At 75.6% G+C, this 21,329-nt stretch carries 21 protein-coding genes; 12 read left to right on the plus strand and 9 right to left on the minus strand.

Features of this window, described 5'->3' with window-relative positions:
• Positions 1-19 precede the first annotated feature (19 nt).
• From ACIRS1_RS19875 to ACIRS1_RS19895, 5 genes are all read right to left on the minus strand, one after another.
• Positions 20-1,816: a condensation domain-containing protein gene (locus tag ACIRS1_RS19875; RefSeq protein WP_402841457.1), complete on the minus strand. Its 1,797-nt coding sequence runs from the start codon at positions 1,814-1,816 to the stop codon at positions 20-22.
• Positions 1,817-1,993: 177 nt separating this feature from the next.
• Positions 1,994-2,623 carry a 4'-phosphopantetheinyl transferase family protein gene (locus ACIRS1_RS19880; RefSeq protein WP_402841459.1) on the minus strand — a complete coding sequence of 210 codons (630 nt, stop codon included), beginning with the start codon at positions 2,621-2,623 and terminating at the stop codon, positions 1,994-1,996.
• A 131-nt stretch (positions 2,624-2,754) separates the two neighbouring features.
• Positions 2,755-3,534, minus strand: a complete 780-nt coding sequence (locus tag ACIRS1_RS19885; RefSeq protein WP_402841461.1) for a hypothetical protein — start codon at positions 3,532-3,534, stop codon at positions 2,755-2,757.
• 4 nt (positions 3,535-3,538) lie between these two features.
• Positions 3,539-3,829 carry a phosphopantetheine-binding protein gene (locus ACIRS1_RS19890; RefSeq protein WP_360206549.1) on the minus strand — a complete coding sequence of 97 codons (291 nt, stop codon included), beginning with the start codon at positions 3,827-3,829 and terminating at the stop codon, positions 3,539-3,541.
• An 85-nt stretch (positions 3,830-3,914) separates the two neighbouring features.
• Positions 3,915-4,847 carry a 3-oxoacyl-[acyl-carrier-protein] synthase III C-terminal domain-containing protein gene (locus ACIRS1_RS19895; protein WP_402841464.1) on the minus strand — a complete coding sequence of 311 codons (933 nt, stop codon included), beginning with the start codon at positions 4,845-4,847 and terminating at the stop codon, positions 3,915-3,917.
• Positions 4,848-5,168: 321 nt separating this feature from the next.
• On the opposite strand from ACIRS1_RS19895, the gene ACIRS1_RS19900 reads away from it, so the two are divergent.
• The 4 genes from ACIRS1_RS19900 to ACIRS1_RS19915 all read left to right on the plus strand — a co-directional run bounded on the left by ACIRS1_RS19900 (position 5,169) and on the right by ACIRS1_RS19915 (position 8,567).
• A complete protein-coding gene (locus ACIRS1_RS19900; RefSeq protein WP_360206554.1) occupies positions 5,169-5,423 on the plus strand; it encodes a hypothetical protein in 255 nt (84 codons plus the stop codon).
• Positions 5,420-6,580 (plus strand): glycosyltransferase, encoded by a 1,161-nt coding sequence (locus ACIRS1_RS19905; RefSeq protein WP_402841466.1) that lies wholly within the window; start codon positions 5,420-5,422, stop codon positions 6,578-6,580. Before ACIRS1_RS19900 ends, ACIRS1_RS19905 begins: the two co-directional genes overlap by 4 nt.
• A gap of 192 nt (positions 6,581-6,772) precedes the next feature.
• On the plus strand, positions 6,773-7,780 hold the full coding sequence (locus tag ACIRS1_RS19910; RefSeq protein WP_402841469.1) for an ATP-binding cassette domain-containing protein: 1,008 nt from the start codon (positions 6,773-6,775) through the stop codon (positions 7,778-7,780).
• Positions 7,781-7,802: 22 nt separating this feature from the next.
• Positions 7,803-8,567, plus strand: a complete 765-nt coding sequence (locus tag ACIRS1_RS19915; RefSeq protein ID WP_360206562.1) for an ABC transporter permease — start codon at positions 7,803-7,805, stop codon at positions 8,565-8,567.
• Positions 8,568-8,698: 131 nt separating this feature from the next.
• Here the strand turns inward: ACIRS1_RS19915 and ACIRS1_RS19920 are convergent, their stop codons facing one another.
• The 4 genes from ACIRS1_RS19920 to ACIRS1_RS19935 form a co-directional block, all read right to left on the minus strand.
• A complete protein-coding gene (locus ACIRS1_RS19920; RefSeq protein WP_402841471.1) occupies positions 8,699-10,015 on the minus strand; it encodes a PLP-dependent aminotransferase family protein in 1,317 nt (438 codons plus the stop codon).
• On the minus strand, positions 10,012-10,947 hold the full coding sequence (locus ACIRS1_RS19925; RefSeq protein WP_402841474.1) for an alpha/beta hydrolase: 936 nt from the start codon (positions 10,945-10,947) through the stop codon (positions 10,012-10,014). The genes ACIRS1_RS19920 and ACIRS1_RS19925 overlap by 4 nt, the downstream gene beginning before the upstream one ends.
• 174 nt (positions 10,948-11,121) lie before the next feature.
• On the minus strand, positions 11,122-11,916 hold the full coding sequence (locus ACIRS1_RS19930) for a methyltransferase domain-containing protein (RefSeq protein ID WP_360221836.1): 795 nt from the start codon (positions 11,914-11,916) through the stop codon (positions 11,122-11,124).
• A 41-nt stretch (positions 11,917-11,957) separates the two neighbouring features.
• Positions 11,958-13,058: an alpha-hydroxy acid oxidase gene (locus ACIRS1_RS19935; RefSeq protein ID WP_402841478.1), complete on the minus strand. Its 1,101-nt coding sequence runs from the start codon at positions 13,056-13,058 to the stop codon at positions 11,958-11,960.
• Between the two features lie 174 nt (positions 13,059-13,232).
• Here ACIRS1_RS19935 and ACIRS1_RS19940 point away from each other — a divergent pair, with 174 nt between their 5' ends.
• The 8 genes from ACIRS1_RS19940 (at position 13,233) to hppD (ending at position 21,314) form a co-directional block, all read left to right on the plus strand.
• Positions 13,233-14,678, plus strand: coding sequence for a class I adenylate-forming enzyme family protein (locus ACIRS1_RS19940; protein ID WP_402841481.1), 1,446 nt, complete (start codon positions 13,233-13,235; stop codon positions 14,676-14,678).
• Positions 14,679-14,809: 131 nt separating this feature from the next.
• The gene (locus tag ACIRS1_RS19945; protein WP_402841484.1) at positions 14,810-15,088 is read left to right on the plus strand and encodes a phosphopantetheine-binding protein; all 279 of its coding nucleotides are present in this window, start codon (positions 14,810-14,812) and stop codon (positions 15,086-15,088) included.
• Positions 15,085-15,339, plus strand: a complete 255-nt coding sequence (locus ACIRS1_RS19950; protein ID WP_402841487.1) for an acyl carrier protein — start codon at positions 15,085-15,087, stop codon at positions 15,337-15,339. Before ACIRS1_RS19945 ends, ACIRS1_RS19950 begins: the two co-directional genes overlap by 4 nt.
• Complete coding sequence (locus ACIRS1_RS19955) at positions 15,336-16,472, plus strand: beta-ketoacyl synthase N-terminal-like domain-containing protein (RefSeq protein ID WP_402841490.1); 1,137 nt, start codon at positions 15,336-15,338, stop codon at positions 16,470-16,472. Before ACIRS1_RS19950 ends, ACIRS1_RS19955 begins: the two co-directional genes overlap by 4 nt.
• A gap of 73 nt (positions 16,473-16,545) precedes the next feature.
• Positions 16,546-17,073, plus strand: coding sequence for a beta-ketoacyl synthase N-terminal-like domain-containing protein (locus ACIRS1_RS19960; protein WP_402841492.1), 528 nt, complete (start codon positions 16,546-16,548; stop codon positions 17,071-17,073).
• Positions 17,074-17,355: 282 nt separating this feature from the next.
• On the plus strand, positions 17,356-18,972 hold the full coding sequence (locus tag ACIRS1_RS19965; protein ID WP_402841494.1) for a class I adenylate-forming enzyme family protein: 1,617 nt from the start codon (positions 17,356-17,358) through the stop codon (positions 18,970-18,972).
• Positions 18,969-20,225 (plus strand): beta-ketoacyl-[acyl-carrier-protein] synthase family protein, encoded by a 1,257-nt coding sequence (locus ACIRS1_RS19970; protein ID WP_402841496.1) that lies wholly within the window; start codon positions 18,969-18,971, stop codon positions 20,223-20,225. Before ACIRS1_RS19965 ends, ACIRS1_RS19970 begins: the two co-directional genes overlap by 4 nt.
• Positions 20,226-20,327: 102 nt before the next feature.
• The gene (gene hppD, locus ACIRS1_RS19975; RefSeq protein ID WP_402841498.1) at positions 20,328-21,314 is read left to right on the plus strand and encodes a 4-hydroxyphenylpyruvate dioxygenase; all 987 of its coding nucleotides are present in this window, start codon (positions 20,328-20,330) and stop codon (positions 21,312-21,314) included.
• Positions 21,315-21,329: the final 15 nt, after the last annotated feature.

The following is a 21,329-nucleotide window of genomic DNA, read 5'->3' on the forward strand; positions in this document are numbered from 1 at the left end:
CCCGCCCCCGCTCCCCCGTTCAGGTGAGCGCGGCCACCCTGGCGATGACCTCCGGGTCGCGGCCGTCGCCGGCGACGACGCCCTCCGACCCCCGGACGACGTAGCGGTGCGGCGCCACCGCGGTGTCCCGGCCGGGCAGGGCCGCGACCACCGCGCGGTGCACCTCGGCGGGCTCGACGGACGCGCCCGAGAACGTCAGCGTGGCGACCAACTCGCCACTCTCGACGTCCACTTCCACGGACGCCCGGGAGCCGATGGCCTCCTCCAGCAGGCCCCGGACAGCACTGAGGTCGACCCATGCGCCGTCGACCGGCCGCCACCCTTCGCCCCGCTCGGGCGTCGGGACCTCCGCGAGGCCCGGCAGCGCGTGCAGCGGCACCGGCCCGTCGGCCGCGGCCGCGAGGACGGCGAGCAGCGCCTGCGCGAAGCGGTCGGTCTCGTCGGCGTCGAGCACCTGCGGACAGGCGATCAGGGCGAAGTCGAGGCTGCCGCTGATCCGCAGGATGGTGAACATCAGCCGGACCCCGAGGGGCGGCGCGGGCAGCCGGGTCAACTCCGGGTCGACGGCCGGGACGGGCTGGATGTCGGCGACGGCGGTGGGGATGGTCAGACTGAGGTCGTTCACCACGACCTGCCGGGGGAAGCGGACCCCGCGCACGTGGGCGGCGTCCTCGACCAACTGCCACACCTGCTCGGCGTCCAGGGTGCTGTGCCAGTAGCCGTTGAAGGAGGCGGACTTGGCGCGGCCGATCAGCTCGTCGAAGTCGGCCGCACCGGTGTCCAGCCGGATTAGCGCGTCCTGCGCGAGGGTGCCGACGTGGTCGACCAGCGCCGCGCGCTGGCGGTTCGCGGACAGCGCGGCGATCGACAGGTCCGCGCGGCCGGCACGGCGGGCGACCAGGGCGGCGAAGGCCGCGAACAGCACGACGGACGGGCTCGCGCCGGTGCGCCGACAGACCGCGGCGAGGTCCGCGGCGGCGCCGCGGGAGCGGACCAGGACGGCCCCCAGGTCGTGCGGCGGGCCGGCGATCCGCGCGTCGGCGAACACCGCCTGCGGGCCGGTGGTCAGGATCCTGGCCCAGTGCCGCAGGGCGGTGGCCGACCGCCGGCGGCCCTGGGGGCTGCGCTCGGCCTCGGCGATCCGCAGCGGCGTGGGGGCGGTGACCGGCGGGAGGTCCTTGCCCGCGGCGAGCGCCACCCAGTCCTGGATCAGCAGCGCGATGGCGGCGCCGTCGGCACCGGCGTGGCAGACCACCGCGACCAGCCTCAGCAGCCGCTCACCGTCGGCGAGCAAGGTGCAGCGCAGCCGCGGCGCGGACGCCAGGTCCACCGCGACGGCGACATCCGTCCGACCGAACTCGGCCGCGAGCATGTCCAGTTCGGCGTCACTGCGATCACCCGTCTCGACCACGGTGACGCTGAACCGGCCCTCCGGGTGGACCACCTGCTGCTGCGGGTAGCCGTCCGGCCCCGGCCCGGCCGGGAAGGAGGTCCGCAGGGACTCGTGCCGCTCGACGAGCCTGCGCAGGGCGGCCAGCCCGGCGGACACCGTGGTGCCGTCCGGAACCGGCCAGGCCGACTCCTTGTTGATCTGCTCGGGGGCCTCGCGCCGGATGCACCGGATCATGTTGTCCTGACCGAGCGTGAGCGGCCCGGAGCCGCCGCCCGGGGCCGCGTACCGGACCTCGACGCTCCTGCTGCTCGGGGTCGCGTCGGTCGGGGTCGCGCCGGTAGGCGCCGCGCCGGTAAGCGTCACACCGTTCGGGGTCACCTCGTTCGGGGTCGCGCACTTCGGGGTCGGGTCGTTCGGGTTCACGTCGCACGCGCCTTTCGGCTCGCCGGGGGAAGGGCCGGGAGAAGGCTGAGGGGGGAGCCCGGAGAGGGAGCCGGGAAGCTGGTGGAGCCGGGTGGACTCGGGAGAGGGTGTTCCCGGGACGCTACCAGCGGTCCGACGCATTGGTCCAGACCAAGCGTGTTGCGATGCGCTGAAACGTCAACTCGCCGTCCACGCGCGCACGTTGACATGAACAGGAGCATCGCCGCGGACCGCCAGCGCAGCCCGGAACGGCCCCGGAACCGGCACGTCCAGGAGCCGGAGCGGCCCCCGGCCGAGCGGGCGCGGCTCCGCCAGCACCAGCGGGGACGGGCCCGCCACCGGCAGCCCGAAGGACTGGACCAGCCGCCCGCCGTACGCCTTGACGCACGCCTCCCGGCGGCACCACAGCGCCGTGCAGCGCGCCGCCCGCCCGGCCGCCGTGGGCGCGGCGGCGACGTAGCGGGCCTCCGCCCCGGGGAAGAGACGCGCGGCGATCAGCCCGGCCGCCCGATCGCCGAGCAGCCCCTCGACGTCGACCCCGAGCTGCCGCCCCTCGGCCACCGCCAGCACCGCGAGCGGCCCCGAAGCCGACCAGCTCACCCGCAACCGGCCGGCGTCCGACGGCTCCGGCTTGCCGTTCCGCCCCCGCCGCCAGACCACGTCCGCCGCCGGACGGCCGAGCCGTGCGCCGACCAGCTGCCGGACGGCGCCGCGCACCACCGTGAAGCGCCGCCGCAGCAGCTCGTCCGCCCCCGCCGCCCGGGCCCGCTCGTCCTCGTCGAGGAGTCGCCACAGCCCGGACACCACCTCCGGAGGCTGGTCGGCCCCGACGGTCCAGAGGTCGACCAGCGTCGCGAAGGGACCGGCCCCGGACGGACGGGTCCGGGGCGAGCCGCCCCGCGCGGATCCGGCCCCGGGAGGGCCGGCCGGAAGGGCGGTCACGGCATGGTCAGGGTGCTCAGCACGCCGAGCCTGCGCTCCAGGCCCGCCACCAGGACCGGTCGCCGCCGCTCCCGCCAGGCGGGCAGCTGCTCGGCGAGTTCGGCCCAGACCCCGGTGAAGGGCTGGGCCGCCGGCCCCTCGGCGCCGTCCAGCCCGGGGCCGAGCACCAGCGCCGCGTCGGGCCCCAGCTCCGCCGCCCGTGCCCGGACCGTCCGAGAGGGCGATTCGGCGCCGGGCAGCTGATCGACCGTCATCCCCGGCCGGTCGGTCTCCTCGCAGACCAGCACGACGGCGGAGTGCCGCTGCGGCAGTACCACCGGCCCGGCCGGCCGGTAGTGCAGGGCCGTCTGCTCGGCGAGCACCACGACCGCCCGCCGGCAGGACCCGGTGCGGTGGTGGTCGGCGGCCAGCCGCAGCGCGGTGAAGGCCGCGGCGGCGCCCTGGTCGCAGACCGCGTAGGCGAGCGGCGTCCCGGGGCAGGACCGGCTGAGCGCCAGCGAGGACGGCGCGCCGGGGCGGACGTCCGGGGTGTCGAAGGCCAGTATCAACAGGTCGACGGGCTCGTCCGGGGCGAGCACCTCACGCAGCAGGCCGTCGGCCAGCTCCTCGAAGGAGTGGCCGACGCCCTCGCGCAGCAGGTCCTCGCGCAGCGGCAGCCCGTACGGGCGGACCAGGTCGGAGACGAAGACCCGCAGGTCCGGGTCGAGCGAGCGCTCCGAACGGCCGTCGAAGCGCCGTGCGAGCGCCCGGGTGATCCGCAGGCCGTGGCCGGCCACCTGGTCAGTCCTCGGGGATGACGTGTCCGGCGACGTAGTCGGCCAGGCTGGTGACCGAGCGCAGGTCGCCCTCGGTGATCTGCTCGACGTCCACCTGGATGTCGAGGGACTCCTCGAGCTCCAGGATGAGTTCGATGGTGCCCGCGGAGGTGAGGCCGAGGTCGTCGAAGAGACAGGCGTTCTCCGGGATCTCCGGCAGCTCGCGCTTGAGCACGCGGGGCAGCAGCTCGCCGATGCCGTGGCGGATCCGCTCGCGCAGCTCGGGGTCAGTGGTCTGGACCACAGGTTCTGACATGGGTGTCCCGTCCCGTCGTACGTGGGAGTGCGGTGTGGCAGTGGAAGGGGGACCGGCGGAACGCCGGTCGCAGGGTGACGGCTGGTCAGTACTGGACGACCATCGCGGAGAAGGTCGCGCCGACACCGGCGGCGGCGATCAGGTAGTGGTCGCCGCGGCGGAGCAGCCCCCGCGTGGTCGCGGTGTGAAGATTGATGAGGCTGTCTGCAGCGAAACTGTGCCCGACCGACAGCACGTTGTCCAGCACCACCTTGTCGAGCGGATAGCCGATCCGACGCGCGATCATCCGCCAGGAGGCCTGGTTGACGTTGTGCGGAAGCACCGCGGCCAGGTCGGACAGGTCCAGACCGGCCTCGGCGAGGGCCGCCTCGATCGCCTCCACCATCACGTTCGGGTACTCGCGCTGGTAACGGGCGAGCAGGTCCGGGTCGTCGGCCAACCGGCCGTCGAACTCCGGCCGCTGGCGCACCACGAAGGAGCGCACCCGGTGGCTCCCGCCCGTGGCGCTCACCAGGCAGGCGGCCGCGCCCTCGGCGAAGATGCCCGTCTCGGGCACCACCTGGGCGTCCTTGGTGAAGGTCTTCTCACCGGCCAGGACGAGCGCCAGCGCCTCCGGGTCGGGGTCGCCGGCCAGCAGCCGGCCGGCCAGGTCGATGGCCAGCAGGCCCACCGCACAGGCGTGGTGGGTCACGGTGAAGGCGTTCGCGTGGGCCAGGCCGCGCCCGGCCAACAGGTCGTGCAGGGGGTTGAGCGGGTAGGGCACCGCCACCGGCATGCTGCGGGCGTGGATCACGAAGCGGACGTGCCGCTCGCGTCCACGCAGCTCCGGCAGGTCGTCCAGGGCGGCTTCGAGCAGGTCGGGCAGCGTCCCGGCCGGGTCCAGACGCAGCTGGTCCAGGCCGTGGAAGCGGCGGAAGAGACGAAGTTGACGTGGGGTCAGGCCGATCCGCTCACCAACCGCCTCGATGGGCACGGCGTGCGGGGGGAGGTGAACGGCCACTGCCTCCAGTGCTGTCACGCGGGCTAGTATTCCGACGCCCGCCGGGTCGCACAAGTGATCTCGGGCCATTCCCCGTCGCGTTCGCCCCCGGGGCCGTCGCCGCAGGCCGACGCCCTCGCCCCGGCGCCGTCGCGCCTCACCCCCGTGCCGTCGAGCAGGTGGGAGCCACCCATGCCGGACCGTGAACCGCCCTACCCCGTCGAACCGTTGACCCCCGGAACGCCGCAGCCCGCCGCGGGCCCGGGCCCCGCAGCGCCGGACCCCGCAGGCCAGGACCCCGCCCCGAACGCCGCAGGCCCAGCCCTTGCAGCACCACCGGACGCCGGCAGGCCGCACCCCGTGCTGGTCGCGCTGCTCGTCGAGGCGGCCGGCGCGCCGCCCGGCTGGGCCGAGCGGCTGACCCCGCACGCCCGGCTGGACGGCGACCTGCTGCTCGACGAGTGCGAACTCGCCGCGCTCGCCGCCGCGCTGCGCGACCGTTTCGGGCCGGCCGCCGACCTGGCCGGGCTGCGGGCTCGCCTCGACCTGCCCGGGCTGGAGGCCCTGACCGTCGCCGACCTGCAGGAACTGCTCCCCGAGGAGGGCCCCCGATGACCCGTTTCCTGCTGGTGATGCCCCCGCTCACCGGGCACGTCAACCCGGCGGCCGGCATCGCCGCCGAGCTGACCGCCCGCGGCCACCAGGTCGCCTGGACGGGCACCGAGTCCGTGCTGCGGCCGCTGCTGGGCCCCGACGCCGTGGTGCTCGGCACCGGAACGCGGGCCTTCCGGGCGCAGGGCGGCCACGGGCTGGCCGCGCTGCGCTCGCTCTGGGAGGGCTTCATCGTCCCGTACGCGCGGTTCACCGCGAAGCCGCTGGACAGCGTGGTGCGGGAGTTCCGGCCGGACGTGCTGCTGGTCGACCAGCACACCCCGGCGGGCGCCCTGGTCGCCCACCGGCACGGCCTGCCGTGGGCGAGCTTCGCCCCGGGCGCGATGGAACTGGGCCGTCCGTACCGGGCGTTGCCGCAGGTGGAGGCATGGATGACGGGGTTGCTGCGCGGACTGTGGGAGCGCGCCCGGCTGCCCGCGGAGGAGTACCTGGACCCGCGCTTCTCCCCCGCCCTGGTGCTGGCGACCACGGGCCCCGCGCTCACCGGCGACCCGGCCCCGCCACCGGAGCACGCCCTGGTCGGGCCGGTGTTGCCGGCACGCCCGGCCGACCCGGACTTCCCGTGGGGGCGGCTGCTGCCGGGCCGGCGGCGGGTGCTGGTCACCATGGGCACGCTGGCGGGCGAGCTGGGCGCGGACTTCCACGCCCGGGCTGCGCGGGCGCTGGCGCTGTGCGGGCCGGACGTCCAGCCGGTGATCGCGGCTCCGCGCGCCCTGCTGCCCTCGTTGCCCGAGCTGCCCGCCGGGGCGGTCCTGGTGGACCGGGCGCCGGTGCTGGAGCTCATGGGCCGCGGAGAGCTGGACGCCGTGCTCTGCCACGGCGGGATGAACACCGTGGGCGAGGCCCTGGCGCACGGCCTGCCGCTGGTCACCGCGCCGATCCGGCACGACCAGCCCTTCGTCGCGGCGCAGGTGGTGGCGGCCGGGGCCGGACTGCGGCTGCCCTTCGCCCGGGTCGGGCCGGAGCGGCTGGCCCTGGCCCTGCGGGAGGCGCTGGACGCCCCCGGCCTGCGCGAGAACGCCGGACGGGTCGGCCGGGCCCTGCTGGCCGGGGGCGGTGCGGTGGCGGCGGCGGACCGGCTGGAGGCGCTGGCGCCCTGAGGCGTCCCGGCGCCACGCGCCGCCCCGTTCCAGGGCTTGAGCCCGCGTCAGGTGGGCACGGACCGGGGCGCCCTAGCAGACCGGGTGATCACACGTCCATTGGTCTAGGCCATTGTTTCCGGGCCGGGGTTCACCCTAGGGTGGCGCGCAGCACCGCCATCGCAGGTGCCGAGCACCGCCTTCCCAGGTGCCGTGGCAGAGCCCATCCCCGCACGGGAGTTCCGGTTGATCGAGACCACGGGACTGCGCAAGTCCTACCGCAAGAAGACCTCCCGCAAGAGCGCGGAGGACCCCACCGTCGACGCCGTCCGCGGCATCGACCTGTCCGTCGCCGCAGGCGAGATCTACGGCTTCCTCGGGCCCAACGGCGCCGGGAAGACCACCACCCTGCGCATGCTGGCCACCCTGATCCGCCCCGACGGCGGCCGGGCCACCATCGCCGGGGCGGACCTGTTCACCGACCCGGCCGGTGTCCGCCGCCGGATCGGCTACGTCGCCCAGGGCGGCGGCACCACCGACGGCGTCAGCGCGCGCGAGGAACTCGTGCTCCAGTCCCGGATGTACGGCGCCCCCAAGGCGCGGGCCGTCCGGGCCGCCGAGGACGCGCTCAAGGCCTTCGACCTGGGCGAGTTCGGCGACCGGCCGTGCGCCACCTACTCCGGCGGCCAGCGCCGGCGGGTGGACATCGCGCTCGGCGTCATCCACGAGCCGCGGGTGCTGTTCCTGGACGAGCCCACCGTCGGGCTCGACCCGGCCAGCCGGGCGTACGTCTGGGAGGAGATCCGCCGGCTGCGCACCGAGGGCATGACGGTCGTGGTCACCACCCACTACCTCGACGAGGCCGACGCGCTCTGCGACCGGGTGGCGATCGTCGACCACGGCCGGGTGGTCGCCGAGGGCACGCCCGAGGCGCTCAAGCGCGAGATCTCCGGCGACGTCGTGCTGGTCGGGCTGGAGCCCGCCGAAGGCGCCGCCGAACGGGCCGCCCGGGTGCTGCGCCCGCAGCCCTACCTGCACCGTCTGGAGGTCGAGGGCGAGGACGGACTGCGGCTCTACCTGGACGACGGCGCCGCGGCCATCCCGCAGCTGCTGCGCGCCCTGGACGGGGCCGGTGTGACGCCCGGCACCGTGCAGCTCCAGCGGCCCAGCCTGGACGACGTGTTCCTGGCCCGCACCGGCCGATCGCTCCAGCAGTCCTGACCCGCCCACCCCTGGGGAGACCATGAAGCTCGCCCGCGACACCTGGCTGGTCTTCCAGCGCCAACTGCTGCTGATGATCCGCACCCCGGTCTGGATCGCCGTCGGCATCATCCAGCCCGTGTTCTACCTGCTGCTGTTCGCCCCGCTGTTGAAGAAGGTGCTCGCCCCGGACGGCGCGAGCAGCTATGCCGACGCCTACCAGGTCTACGTGCCGGGCCTGTTGGCGGTGCTCTGCATCTTCGGCGGGCTGTTCACCGGCTTCAGCCTGCTCGGCGAGCTGAAGGCCGGCATCATCGAACGGTCCAGGGTGACCCCGGTGAGCCGGCTCGCGCTGCTGCTCGGCCGGGCGATGCGGGAGATGGTGGCGCTGCTGGTGCAGGCCGTCCTGATCACCCTGATCGCGCTGCCGTTCGGGCTCCGGGTCAGCCCGCTGAACCTGTTGCTCGCCTATCTGCTGCTCGGGCTGCTGGCGCTGATGACCTCGGCGATCTCCTACGGGATCGCGCTGATGGTGCCGACGGACGCCGCGATGGCGCCGGTGGTGAACACCATCGCGCAGCCGATCGCGCTGCTGTCGGGGGTGCTGCTGCCGCTCACCCTGGCGCCGGAGTGGCTGCAGCAGACGGCCAGGTGGAACCCCTTCTACTGGGCGGTGGAGGGCATGCGCGCACTGTTCTCCGGGCACGTCGGGGACAGTTCGGTCTGGCAGGGCCTGCTGGTCGTCGCGGTGATGACCGTGCTGTCGGTGTACTGGTCGGCCCGGCTGTTCTCGACCCGGGTGCGCTGAGCGCCCGGCACGACGCGGAACCCCGGCACGACGGGGGGAAGCCCCGGCACGACGGGGAAGAGGGGTGAATGGGGAGGGGCCCGGCTCTCGAGCCGGGCCCCTCCCCGTTCCACCTTCGGCCCGTACGGTCCTCAGCCGGTGGCGGACCCGATGAACGCGGCCAGCTTGGCCACGCCGTCGATGATCTGCGCCTGCGTCAGCGAGCTGATCGACAGCCGCAGCCGCCGCTCCCCGCCCCCCGCCGGGTAGAACGGCGCCATCGGCGTCCAGAGCACCCCGTACGCGCGGGCGCAGTGCTCCATCGCCGTGTCGTCGGCGGTGAAGGGCACCGTCAGCACGGCGAAGAAGCCGCCCTCGGGGCGGTTCCAGGAGACCCCGAGCCGGCGCCGCTCGGAGGCCGGGAAGTGCCGGTCCAGCTCCCGTAGCAGGGTGTCCATGCCGGCCGCGTAGTGGGCCGTGGCGGGGGCGTTGGCGGCGCGCAGCCGGCAGTCGTGGCGCAGCAGCATGCCGGCCACGACGGCCTGGCTGAGCGCGGGCGTGTTGACCGTCGTCATGCTCTTGAGCTTGGCCAGCTCGTCGGCGAGCAGGGTGCGGCGCCCGCCGGGCCCCGCCACCTCCTGGTCCGCGACCACGTAGCCGAGCCGGGCGCCGGGGAAGCAGGTCTTGGCGAAGGAGCCCAGGTAGACGACCTGGCGGCGGCGGTCGAGCGCCTTGAGGGTCGGCCGCCCCCCCGGGTCGCGGGCGAAGAAGCCGTACGGGTTGTCCTCGACGACCAGCAGGCCCTCCGCCGCGGCGGCGTCCAGCAGGGCGGTGCGGGCGGCCACCGGCATGCTGGTGCCGGAGGGGTTGGCGAAGTCGGGGACGACGTAGAGGGCGCGCGGACGCCGGCCGTCGGCCCGCACGGCCCGCGCGGCGGCCCGGACGGCCTGCGGGTCGGGCCCGCCGCCCGGGCCCTCGGGCACCGGCAGGGTGGTCAGGTCGAGCAGCCGGGCGGCGCCGGTGACGCCGACGTAGCAGGGCGAGCTGACCAGCAGGACGTCGTCCGGGGTGGCGCACAGGGCGCGCAGCACGAGCAGCATGCCCTCCTGGGCACCGACGGTGAGCACCAGGGCCTCGGGGTCCACGCTCAGGCCCTCGTCGTGGGCGAGGGTGCGGGCGACCAGGTCGTTGACGACGCCCTTGGTGGGCCCGTACTGGAAGAGCCGGGTGCGCACGGCGTCCCGGTCCAGGCCGCGTTCGGCGAGGTGGGCCAGGTAGGCGTCCAGGTGGGCGGTGACGTCCTCGGGTTCGAAGAAGCCCTCGTACGGGCGGCCGGGGGCGAAGGAGACGGCGTCGGGGTAGCGCGTGGTGACCTCGTTGAGGAAGGTCATCGCGTCCAGCAGCGGGTCGGCGAGCGAGGCGTGCAACTCGCCGAGCGGCAGCGGGACGGGCCGGTCGGCGGCGCTCACCGCAGGGCCTCGCGCAGCCGGCCGGCGGCGTAGTGCTGGGCGTCGGCGGCGGCGTCCAGGGTGCCGGTCATGGCGAAGAAGCCGTGCGGCATGCCCGCGTAGCGGCGCTCGTCCACCGGGACGCCGGCCGCGCGCAGCGCCCGGGCGTACTGCTCGCCCTCGTCGCGCAGCGGGTCGTACTCGGCGGTGATGACGGTCGCGGGCGGCAGCCCGGCCAGGTCGGGGGCGCGCAGCGGGGAGGCGTGCGGGTGGGCGCCGTCGGCCGGGTCGGCCAGGTAGTGGCCCCAGTACCAGGCGACCGAGCGGCGGTTGAAGAGCAGCGGGTCGTCGTGCTCGGCCAGCGACGGGGTGTCGGCGGCGTGGTCGGTGTTGGGGTAGACGAGCAGCTGGTGGCGCAGGGTCGGGCCGCCCTCGTCGCGGGCGAGGAGGGTGACGGCCGCGGTGAGGTTGCCTCCGGCGCTGTCTCCGCCGACGGCGAGCCGGTCGGGGTCGACGCCGAGCCGCCCGGCGTTCCCTGCGAGCCAGGCCAGCGCGGCGCGGCAGTCGTGGACGGCGGCGGGGAAGGGGTGTTCGGGGGCCAGCCGGTAGCCGACGGAGGCGGTGACGCAGCCGACCTCGGCGGTCAGCCGGCGGCAGATCGCGTCGCTGGTGTCGGGCGAGCCGAGCGTCCAGCCGCCGCCGAACAGGTAGAGCAGGGCGGGCAGCGGCCGGCCGGGCGGTTCGGGGCGGTAGAGCCGCAGGGCGAGCTCGCCGCCGGGGCCGGGGATGCGGTGCTCCTCCACGGCGGCGACCGGTTCGGGGGTGCCGGCGGCGGCGCGGATGTCGGCGAGGTCGGCGGCGCGGGCCTCGGCGAGGGTGAGGGTGTAGAGCGGCGGTGCGCCGCTGCTCGCGCGCCGGGCGCGCAGGGCCTCGGCCTGGGGGTGCAGGGGCATGGGGGTGGGTCCCGTTCGGTGCGGAGTCGGTACGGGTTCGGGGCGCTGCCGGGGCCGCCGGCGGGCGGCGTCGCCGCGGACGGCCTGCCGGCGACGTCGGGCCGCCGCTCGGCCGGCGGCCAGCGGTCGGCTTCCAGCGGTCGCGGGAGGCGGCCGGCGATCAGCGGCTGCCGGTCAGCGGTCGGCCTCGACGTAGACGGTCTCGTCGGTGCGGAACGCGGTGTCGAGGTCGGCGACGTCGGGCCGCACGCCCTGGCGGTAGGCGCAGGGGCGGATCCGTCCGGCCTCGAAGCCGGCCAGGGTGAGGACGTGGCGCAGCTCGTCGAGGTCGTAGATCCACTGGTGCCCGTAGTGGCGGAAGATCTGGTTGACCAGGAAGGCCGGGCGGGCGGGCATCGGCGGGCCGAAGCCGAGGGTGGTGAGGCGGCGGCGGTGTTTGGCGAGGAAGCCGTCACCGGTGGCGTAGCCGACCAGGTAGCGGGCCAGGTCGGGGGTGGTGAGGCGGAGCACCCCGCCGGGGCGCAGCACGCGGTGGACCTCTCGCAGCCAGCCGACGGCGACGGGCATGGTGACGTGCTCGATGAGGTGCTCGGCGTACACCCAGTCGACGCTGGCGTCGGCGAGGGGCAGCGGGCGGCCGATGTCGAGCTGGGTGAACCAGCGGTCGCCGTCGACCCGGTAGAGGGTGCCGGGTTCGGTGGCCGCCGAGGGGCTGCGCAGGGTGGCGAGGTCGGTGCCCAGGCCCTCCGGGTGGTCGGTCCGGAAGGCGGCGAACTCGATCCCGGTGATGCCGAGTTCACGCAGTCCGGCGTGGTCGCGGGGCAGCCCGCCGGGGTGCGCCGCGAGCTTGTCGCAGGTGGCGACCTGCGCGCTGAAGGCGTCCAGGCGGGTGGCGAGGTCGTCGGGGTCGTCCCAGTCCCAGCCGGGGAAGGGGTCGGGTCGGGCGGTGGTCGGGCGCGGTTCGGTCATGGCTCTCTTCCTTTGACGACGTGGTGCGGGTGGTGCGCGGTTCAGCCGACCGGACAGGGCCAGGGGGCGAGGACGGTGCGGTCCAGGTCGGCGAGCCGGGGGCGCCCCAACAGGGCCATGGTGTGCTCGAGTTCCTCGCGCAGCAGGTCGAGGACGTGGTGCACGCCTGCTTCGCCTCCGGTGGCCAGGCCCCAGAACACCGGCCGGCCGACCAGGACGGCGCGGGCGCCGAGGGCGAGGGCGAGGGCGACGTCGGTGCCGGTGCGCACGCCGCCGTCGAGCAGCACCGGCAGGTCGGCCGGCACCGCGTCGACGACCTCGGGCAGTGCGGCCAGGGCGGGCAGGGCGCCGTCGAGTTGTCGGCCGCCGTGGTTGGAGACCAGGACGGCGTCGGCGCCGTGTTCGGCGGCGAGCCGGGCGTCCTCGGCGGTCAGCACGCCCTTCAGGACCAGTGGCAGCCGGGTGCGCTCGCGCAGCCAGGCCAGGTCGGCCCAGGTCAGGGTGGGGTCGAACTGCTGGCGGGCGTGCTCGGCGATGCCCGAACTGCCGCCACTCGCACGGTGGCTGGCGGACATCAGGGCCGGGTCCAGGTTGACGGCGCGCACGCCCGGCGGGATGGCGAAGCCGTTGCGCAGGTCGCGCAGCCGGCGGCCGATCCGGGGGGCGTCGACGGTGAGGACGAGCGCCCGGTAGCCGGCCGCCTCGGCGCGTTCGACCAGGGCGGCGAGCGCGGCGCGTTCACGCAACCAGTACAGCTGGAGCCAGAGCGGGCCGGTGGCGGCGGCGGCGATCTCCTCCAGGGTACGGCTGGCGAACATCGCGGCGACCAGCAGGGCGCCGGCGCGGCCGGCGGCGCGGGCGGTGGCGGTCTCGCCCGCGGGATCGACCAGCCGGTGGTAGGCCATCGGGGCGATCCCGACCGGGAGGGCGAGCGGGGTGCCGAGCAAGGTCAGCGCGGGCGAGCAGGACGAGACGTCGACCATCGTGCGCGGGCGCAGCGCATAGCGTGCGAACATTTCCCGGTTCGCCGCCAGGGTGCGTTCCGCTCCGCTGCCGCCTTCGATGAAGTCCCAGATTTCCGGGGGAAGGTGCGTGCGCGCGGCGCGCTCGATCCCGGCCAGCGTGAGTTCTCCCACGGGCATCCTCGATTCCCGGACGGCCACGCGCGGGCCGGTCCCGGTCGGCAGCGTAGGAGCAACCGGCACATTGGTATAGACCTTGATTTGACCAATCGTCTGTGCAATGGTCTGGCAACGGAATTGACCGTTTTGGTTGTGAACGGCGTTCATGTCAAATCCCCTCACTTGCGTGGAGTGGTGTTGACCCGCTTTTCCCCCTCCTCACTTCCGCCCTCCGAACCGCCGCACGCCGACGCCCCGGACTCCTGGGTCGACCGGCTGCTGCTGGCCGGCCCCGGGGGCGAGGAGTGCCTGCACCTCGGAGCACCGATCGACCGGGACGCCCTGCGCGCCCTGGTCGACGACCAGGCCGAGCGGCTCGCCGCGGCCGGGCTCGCACCGGGCGGCACCGCCGCACTGCGGCTGCCGCCCTCGGTGGCGTTCGTCGCCGCGCTGCTGGCATGCTGGCGGCTCGGCGCCCAAGTCGCCCTGCTCGACCACCGGTTGACCGACCACGAGGTCGACTCGGCGGTGGCGCGGCTGGCCCCGCAGGTGCTGCTAGGCTCCGCTCACCGGCCCGCGGCGGCGCTGCGCGGCTTCTCCGAGGTGGAGCCGGTGGCCGTCCGCCTGCCGGACGGGCTCCCGGCCCGCAGCGGGCACGCGCTGATCCAGCTGAGCTCCGGATCCACCGGACCGGCCAAGGTCATCGCCCGCACCGCCGGCGACCTGCTTCGCGAACTCGACTGCTACCGCAGGCTGGAGGAGTTCCCCGGCGAAGGTGAACGGGTCGTCCTGCTGTCCTCGGTGGTGCACGTGCTCGGCCTGGTCGGCGGACTGCTCAACGGTCTGCACGCCCGCGCCGCGGTCACCGTGCCGGAACGGATGACGGCGGCGGGCATCCTCGCGGCCGTCGCCGCCGGCGACCGGCCGACCACCCTCGTCGGAGTGCCCTTCCACGCCGAGCTGCTGGCCGGCGCGGTCGCTCCGCCGAGGCTGCCGCAGCTGCGCCGGATGATCGTGGCGGGCGAGCTGGTCCGACCGGGCCTGCCCGCGCTGTTCACCGGCCGCTACGGCGTCCCGCTCGGCACCATGTACGGGATGACCGAGACCGGGGTCATCGCCACCGACCTGTCCGGCACGCTCCACCCCGCCAAGCAGCCCGTCCACGGGATGCGGCTGCGGATGGTCGCGGGCGAGCTGCAGATCGGCGCGCCGGCCTCGCCGTACCCGGGGCTGGACGACCCGACCCGCTGGTCGGAGGGCTGGCTGCACACCCGGGACGCGGCCGAGCTGGACCGGGCCACCGGCCGGGTCACCGTGCTCGGCCGGCTGGACTCCCAGGTCTCGATCGGCGGGCTCAAGGTCGACCTCACCGAGGTCGAGCAGACCCTCACCGCACTGCCCGAGGTCCGCGAGGCCGTGGTGGTCTTCGAGGACGGCGCGATCGAGGCCTACCTCGCCACCGAACCCGACGCCGACCTCGCCCTCGTCCAGGACGGGCTGGCCCGCCGGCTCGCCGCCTACAAGCGGCCGCGGCGGATCGCCCTGCTGGCGCAACTGCCCCGCACCGCCACCGGAAAGCTGCTGCGCGACCCGGCCGCGCTGCGCACCACCGCCACGGCCGCGGCCACCGCCGCACGCTGAACCACCCCGGCGCCGCGCACCGCACCGACGCTGCACGAACGCCGACGTTTCACGAACCCCGACGCCGCACACCGCACACCGCACACCGCACACCGCACCGACGCTGCACCACCCCGACAAGGAGCCACACCATGCAGGACCGCATCCGCGAGTTCGTCCTCGCCTCCCTGACCGAGATGCAGTACGACGTCACCGACGTCACCGGGGACACCGACCTCGGGCCGGCCGGGCTGGACCTCGAGTCGCTCGCGCTGGCCGAACTGTCGGTGCAGGTCGAGGACGAGTTCGGGATCAAGTTCGACCTGGACGAGATGGAGACCACCGCGCTGATGACGCTCGACGAGTTCACCGCCGACGTCGTCAAGCGGATCGCCGCCACCGCCGCCGCCACCACCGGCAGCGCGGCGTGAGCGACTCCGGCCTCCCCGACCGGGCCGAGGTCCGCACGATGCTGGCGGCGTTCGGGCAGCGCGCCGCCGACGATGTGCCGGAGGATCTCGGATCCCTCGAACTCACTTGGCTGATAGCAGAGTTCGAGCAGCGCTACGGCATCCAGCTGGACCTCGACGACGACCGCTTCGGCGCCGTCCGGACGGTCGACGAGGCCACCGAACTGCTGCGCGCGGCCGTCCTGGCCGAACGCTCGGCCGCACGGCCATGACCGGTACCCCGACCGCCGGCACCCGGCCGGTGGTCACCGGGCTCGGGGTGCTCAGCGCCGCCGGGCGCGGACCCGACCCGCTGACCGAGGCCGCCGTCCACGGCAAGGCCGCGTTCGGCCCGGTCACCCGCTTCGACGTGAGCGCCCGCCGCACCACCCGGGCGGCCCTGCTGCCACCGGGCGTCCCGCTCGCGCACACCTTCCCGCTGGCCCGGGCCGTCCTCGACGCCATCGGCCAGGCCTGCCGGCAGGCCGGACTGACCGGTGACGACGGCGGGCGGATGCCCCTCCTGCTCGCCCTGCACAGCGACGAACGGACCCGCAGCACGGCCGACGCGGTGGCGGCCGGCGTCAGTGCCGTCTGGGGCACCCGGGGCCTCACCCGGGTGTACACCGGCGCCTGCGTGGCGGCCTCCACCGCCGTCGCGGACGCCGCCGCACTGGTCGCCGCAGGACGGCACGAACGGGTCCTGGTCGCGGCCGGGCACCTGGTCGAACCCGGTGTGTTCGCCGTCTTCGACGCCGGGCGGGCGCTGGCCCGCGACGGCGAACTGCGACCGTTCAGCGCCGGCCGCACCGGCACCCTGCTCGCCGACGCGACCGCCGCCGTGGTGGTCGAGGCCGCTCCGGCCGCCGAACGGCGCGGCGCACCCGCGCTCGCCCGGCTGGCCGGCTGGGGGCGGGCCGGTGACGCCCACCACGTCTGCCGCCCCGAGCCCGCGGGCGACGGAGCCGTCCGGGCGATCGAGGCCGCGCTCACCCGCGGCGGCGTCGCCCCGGAGGAGGTCGGCTACGTCAACGCCAACGGGACCGGCTCCACCCTCGCCGACCAGGCCGAGGCGAGCGCGCTGCGCCGGGTGTTCGGCCGCCACACCGCCGAACTGCCGGTCAGCTCCAGCAAGTCCGTGCACGGGCACGCCCTCGAGGCTTCCGCCCTGCTCGAACTCGTCGTCACCATCGGCGCGTTGGGCCGCGGCCTGCTGCCGGTCAACGCCGGCTGGCTGGGCCCCGACCCGGACGTCGGCCTCGACCTCGTCCTGGACGGCCCGCGCGCCGCCGGCCCCCGCTACGCGCTCAACCTCAACTCCGCCTTCGGCGGCGCCAACACCGCCCTGCTGGTGGCCGCCGCATGAACCGCACGAGCCCAACGCGCCGCCCGTACCCGCCCCCCTCCCCGGCTCCGACACCGACACCGACACCGACACCATGATCACCGACCGCACCCCCGACCCGGCCGCCCGCGCCCTGCGCGTCCTCGCCGAGGCCCGCCGACCCGGCCCCGGTCTGACCGGCCCGCCGCCGCCCCTGCCCGGCTTCGCCGGATCCGGCTTCGGCCCGCTCGTCGCCGACACCGCCGACCGTTGTCTGCAGGCGCACCACGGACCACCGCCCGCCCCCGGGCGGACCGCCCTGCTGCTGGCGAGCGCCGGCGGCGACCGCGCCACCGCGCGGGCCATCGACCGCACGGCCGAACCCGGGCGACGACCGGCCCCGCTGCTGTTCTTCCAGTCCAACCCCAACGCCGTGCTCGGGCACATCGCCGCCCGCTGGGGCCTGACCGGCCCCGTCCTGGCGATCAGCCCCGCCGAGGCCGCCCCCGGAACCGTACCCGCGGACGCCCTCGACCTCGCCGCGCTGCTCCTCGCGGACGGCGACGCCGACCTGGTCCTGGTCGTCGCCGCCGAGCAGACGGACGACGGCGACCACGCGGTGGCCGTCCTGGTCACCGGCTGAACCGCCGGGCCACCACCAGCGGTAGCCCCCGGGGGTAGCCGGCGACGAGGCCGGCACCCGCGCGGGCCGCACCCGGCCGGACCGGCTCCGCCGCACCGGAGGCCCACGGCCCGCGGCCGGCCGCCGCACCGGCCGGTCCCCGCGGGCCGCCCGCCGAAGCCCCGCCGCCACCCAGCCGCCACCCGCCGAAGCCCCCGCCGCCCGGGCGGCCGCACCGCCCCGACACCCGATCAGCCGCCCGGGCCGCCCCCGGCCCCGGCCCCGAGGGAGGGATCCACCCCCGTGACCATCCGCAGTCTCCGCACCCTGCTGGCGGACGACCCCGACGTCGGCGCCGGCAACGTCCTGACCACCCGGCTCGCCCTCGGCCTCGGCCTCGACGAGCCGCTGCTGACCTTCGACACCGCGGTGGACGGCCACCCCGCCTGGCAGCCCTTCACGCTGCGCGAGCTCGACCGCGCCGTCCGGGCCCGCGCCGCCGCCCTGCACGGCCTCGGCATCACCCGCCGCGACCCGGTCGTCGTCTACGCGGGCGACGCCGCCGACCACGTGCTCGCCTTCCTCGCCCTGGCCCGGCTTGGCGCCGTCCCCGCGCTGCTCAACCCCAACCTCGACGGCGAGCGGGCCGCCCGCTACATCGCCCGGCTCGGCGCGGTCGGCGTGCTCGCCGACCCCGCGCACCTGGCCGCCCTCGCCGACCACGACCCCGGCGCGCCGCTGCTCCCCGAGATCGGCACGCTCGGCACCGCCGACCCGGACGACGCCCCGGCGCCCTACCGGCACTGGTCCGGCGACCCGGTCGCGATCACCCACTCCTCCGGCACCACCGGCATGCCGAAGGCCGTCGTCCACTCGCACGCGAGCCTGTACGCGGCGATCCGCCACCGGCTGCGGCTGCCCCGCCCGCAGGGGCAGGAGCGGATGCTGAGCGCACTGCCCGCGCCGCACGCCGCCACCCTGATCGCGCTCAACCTCGCGCTCAGCTCGCACACCCGGCTCGCCGTGCTGTCCGGGCAATCCGGCGCCGGGGTGCTGGACGCCGTCGAGCAGTGGCGGCCCACCGGCGTCGTCGGCTTCGCCGCCACCTGGGCCGACCTCGCCCACCACGACCTCGCCGCCCGTGACCTCTCCTCCGTCGCCCTCTGGTGGAACACCGGCGACTGCGCGCACGAGGTGCACATCCGCCGCCTGATCGCCACCGGCAGCCGGGAGTCCGTCACCCGCGCCGGCCGCACCCGCACACCCGGATCGCTGTTCGTGGACGGGCTCGGCTCCACCGAGATGGGCCACTCGCACTTCTTCATCACCCACGGCCCCGGCACCGAGCGCTACGGGCGCTGCGTGGGCCGCCCGCACGCCTTCGTCGACTGCGAGGTGGTCGGCCCGGACGGCGAACCGCTCGGCCCCGGCGAGGTCGGCGAACTCGCCACCGCCTCACCGACCCTGGCCCTCGGCTACTGGAACGACTCGGCCACCACCTTCCGCACCAGGATCCGCGGCCGCTTCCTCACCGGCGACCTGATGTACCGGGACGAGGAGGGCTACTACTACCACGTCGACCGGGCCGTCGACTCGGTCGAACTCGGCGACGGCAGGCGCCTGTTCACCGCCATGTCGGAGGAGCGGGTGCTGGCCGCCTGCCCCGACGCGGCGGACTGCACGGTGGTGGCCGTCCGCGACGGCGAACGGGTCGTCACCGACGTGCTGCTGATCCTGGCCGAGGGCGCCGACCGGGACGCCGACCGCACCGAGGCGGTCGTCGCCGCCCTCGACGAGGCCGCCGCCGCCACCGTCCGCCAGGTACTGGTGGTCTCCGGGAGCGACATCCCGCTCGGCCCGACCGGCAAGGTCCGCAAGGTGCTGCTGCGCGAGCGCTACCTGGCCGCGGTGCAGGCATGAGCGCCCGCCCGGGAGCCGTCGTCACCGGCATCGGCCTGGTCTCACCGCTCGGCCGCAAGCCCGCCGAGGTGTTCGAGGCGCTGACGGCCGGCCGCTCCGGCCTGCGCGCCGTCCCCGAGGGCCACCCCGCCCACGGCTGGCTGCCCGCCGCCGGGATCGCCCCCGCCGTGGACGGCCGGGAGGTGCTGCCGCCGACCGAGACCCGCTGCGTGGACCGCTTCGTCCTGCTCGCCCTGGCCGCCGCCGACGACGCGCTCGCCGACGCCGGCCTGGTGGTCGGCGAGGGCGTCGACCCGCACCGCACCGCCGTGGTGCTGGCCACCGGCGGCGGCGGGCTGGAGACCTTCGAGCAGCAGTCGCACCGCCGCCTGGAGCGCGGCCGCCCCGGCGTCAGCCCGTACCTGCTGCCGGGCATGCTCTCCAACATGGCCACCGCCCGGATCGCCATCAAGCACGGCATCCGCGGCTACAGTTCGGCCGTGGTGACGGCCTGTGCGGCCGGCGCCCAGGCCGTCGCCGAAGGGCTGCGGCTGATCCGCTCCGGCGACGCGGACGTCGTGGTCTGCGGCGGCACCGAGTCCTCGCTGCACCCGACCATCGCCGCCGCCTTCACCAACGCCCGGGCGCTCGCCCAGGGCTGGGAGCAGCCCGAGCAGGCCAGCCGCCCGTTCGACGCCCGGCGCAACGGCTTCGTGCTCGGCGAGGGCAGTGCCGTCCTCGTCCTGGAACGCGCCGCGCACGCCGACGCCCGCGGCGCCGCCGGGTACGCCGACGTCATCGGCTGGGGCGCCTCCACCGACGCCCACCACCCCACCATGCCCCGCCCGGACGGCGCCGGCGCCGCCGACGCGATGCGCGCCGCGCTCGCGAACGCCGGTCTGGCCCCGGGCGACATCGACTACGTGAACGCACACGGCACCGGCACCAAGCTCGGTGACGTGGCCGAGACCGCCGCGCTGCACGCCGTCTTCGCCGGCCGGCCGCCCGCGGTCAGCTCCACCAAGGGCTCCACCGGCCACCTCCTGGGCGCTGCGGGCGCCCTGGAGGCGGCGGTGACCGCCCTGGCGGTGGCGAGGGGGACGCTGCCGCCGACGCTCAACCTGCACGACCCCGACCCGGCCTGCGACCTGGACCACGTCCGGGGCGCGGCCAGGACCGCACCGGTGCGCGCCGCGCTGAGCAACGCCTTCGCCTTCGGGGGCCACAACCTCAGCCTGATCCTCGGCCCGGCGTCCACCCGGGCCGCCCGCTAGGGCTTGTCCGGCGGACCGGACCGGCGTCCACCCGGACCGCCCGCCGGGGCCCGTCCGACCAGCCCGAGCCCGCCCTTCCCATCCCTCCGGGGGGAGATCCCGTTGTCCATCCAGACCATCACCCACGTCGAGTACCACTGCTCCGACGCCGACAAGACCGCCGCCGGCCTCTGCGCCGACTTCGACTTCACCGCCGACCCGCCGGTGACCGGGCCGGACGGCACCCGCACCGTCCGGCTGCACCAGGGCTCGATCCGCGTGCACCTGGCCTCCGCCGCCGACCCAGGCCACCCGGTGGCCGAGTTCGTCGCCCGGCACGGTGACGGCGTCGCCGTCCTCGCCCTGTCCTGCACCGACCCGCAGGCCGCGCTCGAGCGCGCCGAGCGGCACGGCGCCCGCGTGCTGGACCGGGCCGGCGGGCTGATCGCCGGTTTCGGCGACACCGCCCTGCGCCTCGTCCCGGAGCGCCCGGCCGACGCCGGAGAGGCACCGGGCCTGCTGGACGCCCTCGACCACGTCGCGATCTGCGTCCCGGCGGGCGAACTCGCCGACGCCGTACGGTTCTGCGAGGCCGCGCTCGGCTTCCACCGGATCTTCGGCGAGTACATCGAGGTCGGCGAGCAGGCCATGGACTCCAGCGTGGTGCAGAGCGCCTCCGGCGAGGTCACCTTCACCCTGATCGAGCCGGACACCAGCCGCCGGCCCGGCCAGATCGACGAGTTCCTGTCCTCCCACGACGGCGCCGGCGTGCAGCACCTCGCCTTCCGCACCCGCGACATCACCACCGCCGTGCGCACCGCCCGGGCCCGCGGCGTGGAGTTCCTGAGCACCCCGGGCGCCTACTTCGACGCCCTCGCCGAGCGGTTCGGCACCACCGCCATCCCGGTGGAGACCCTGCGCGACCTGCACGTGCTGGTCGACCAGGACCACGGCGGCCAGCTGTTCCAGATCTTCGTCCGCTCCACCCACCCGCGGCGGACGTACTTCCTGGAGCTGATCGAGCGTCAGGGCGCCGGCACCTTCGGCACCGCGAACATCAAGGCCCTCTACGAGGCCGTCGAACGGCAGAGCTCCGCCGCCTCCGTCTGACCGCCGGATCCCGAA

The organism is Kitasatospora sp. NPDC101176 (genome assembly GCF_044768035.1).
In the GTDB taxonomy this organism is placed as follows: Bacteria; Actinomycetota; Actinomycetes; order Streptomycetales; family Streptomycetaceae; genus Kitasatospora.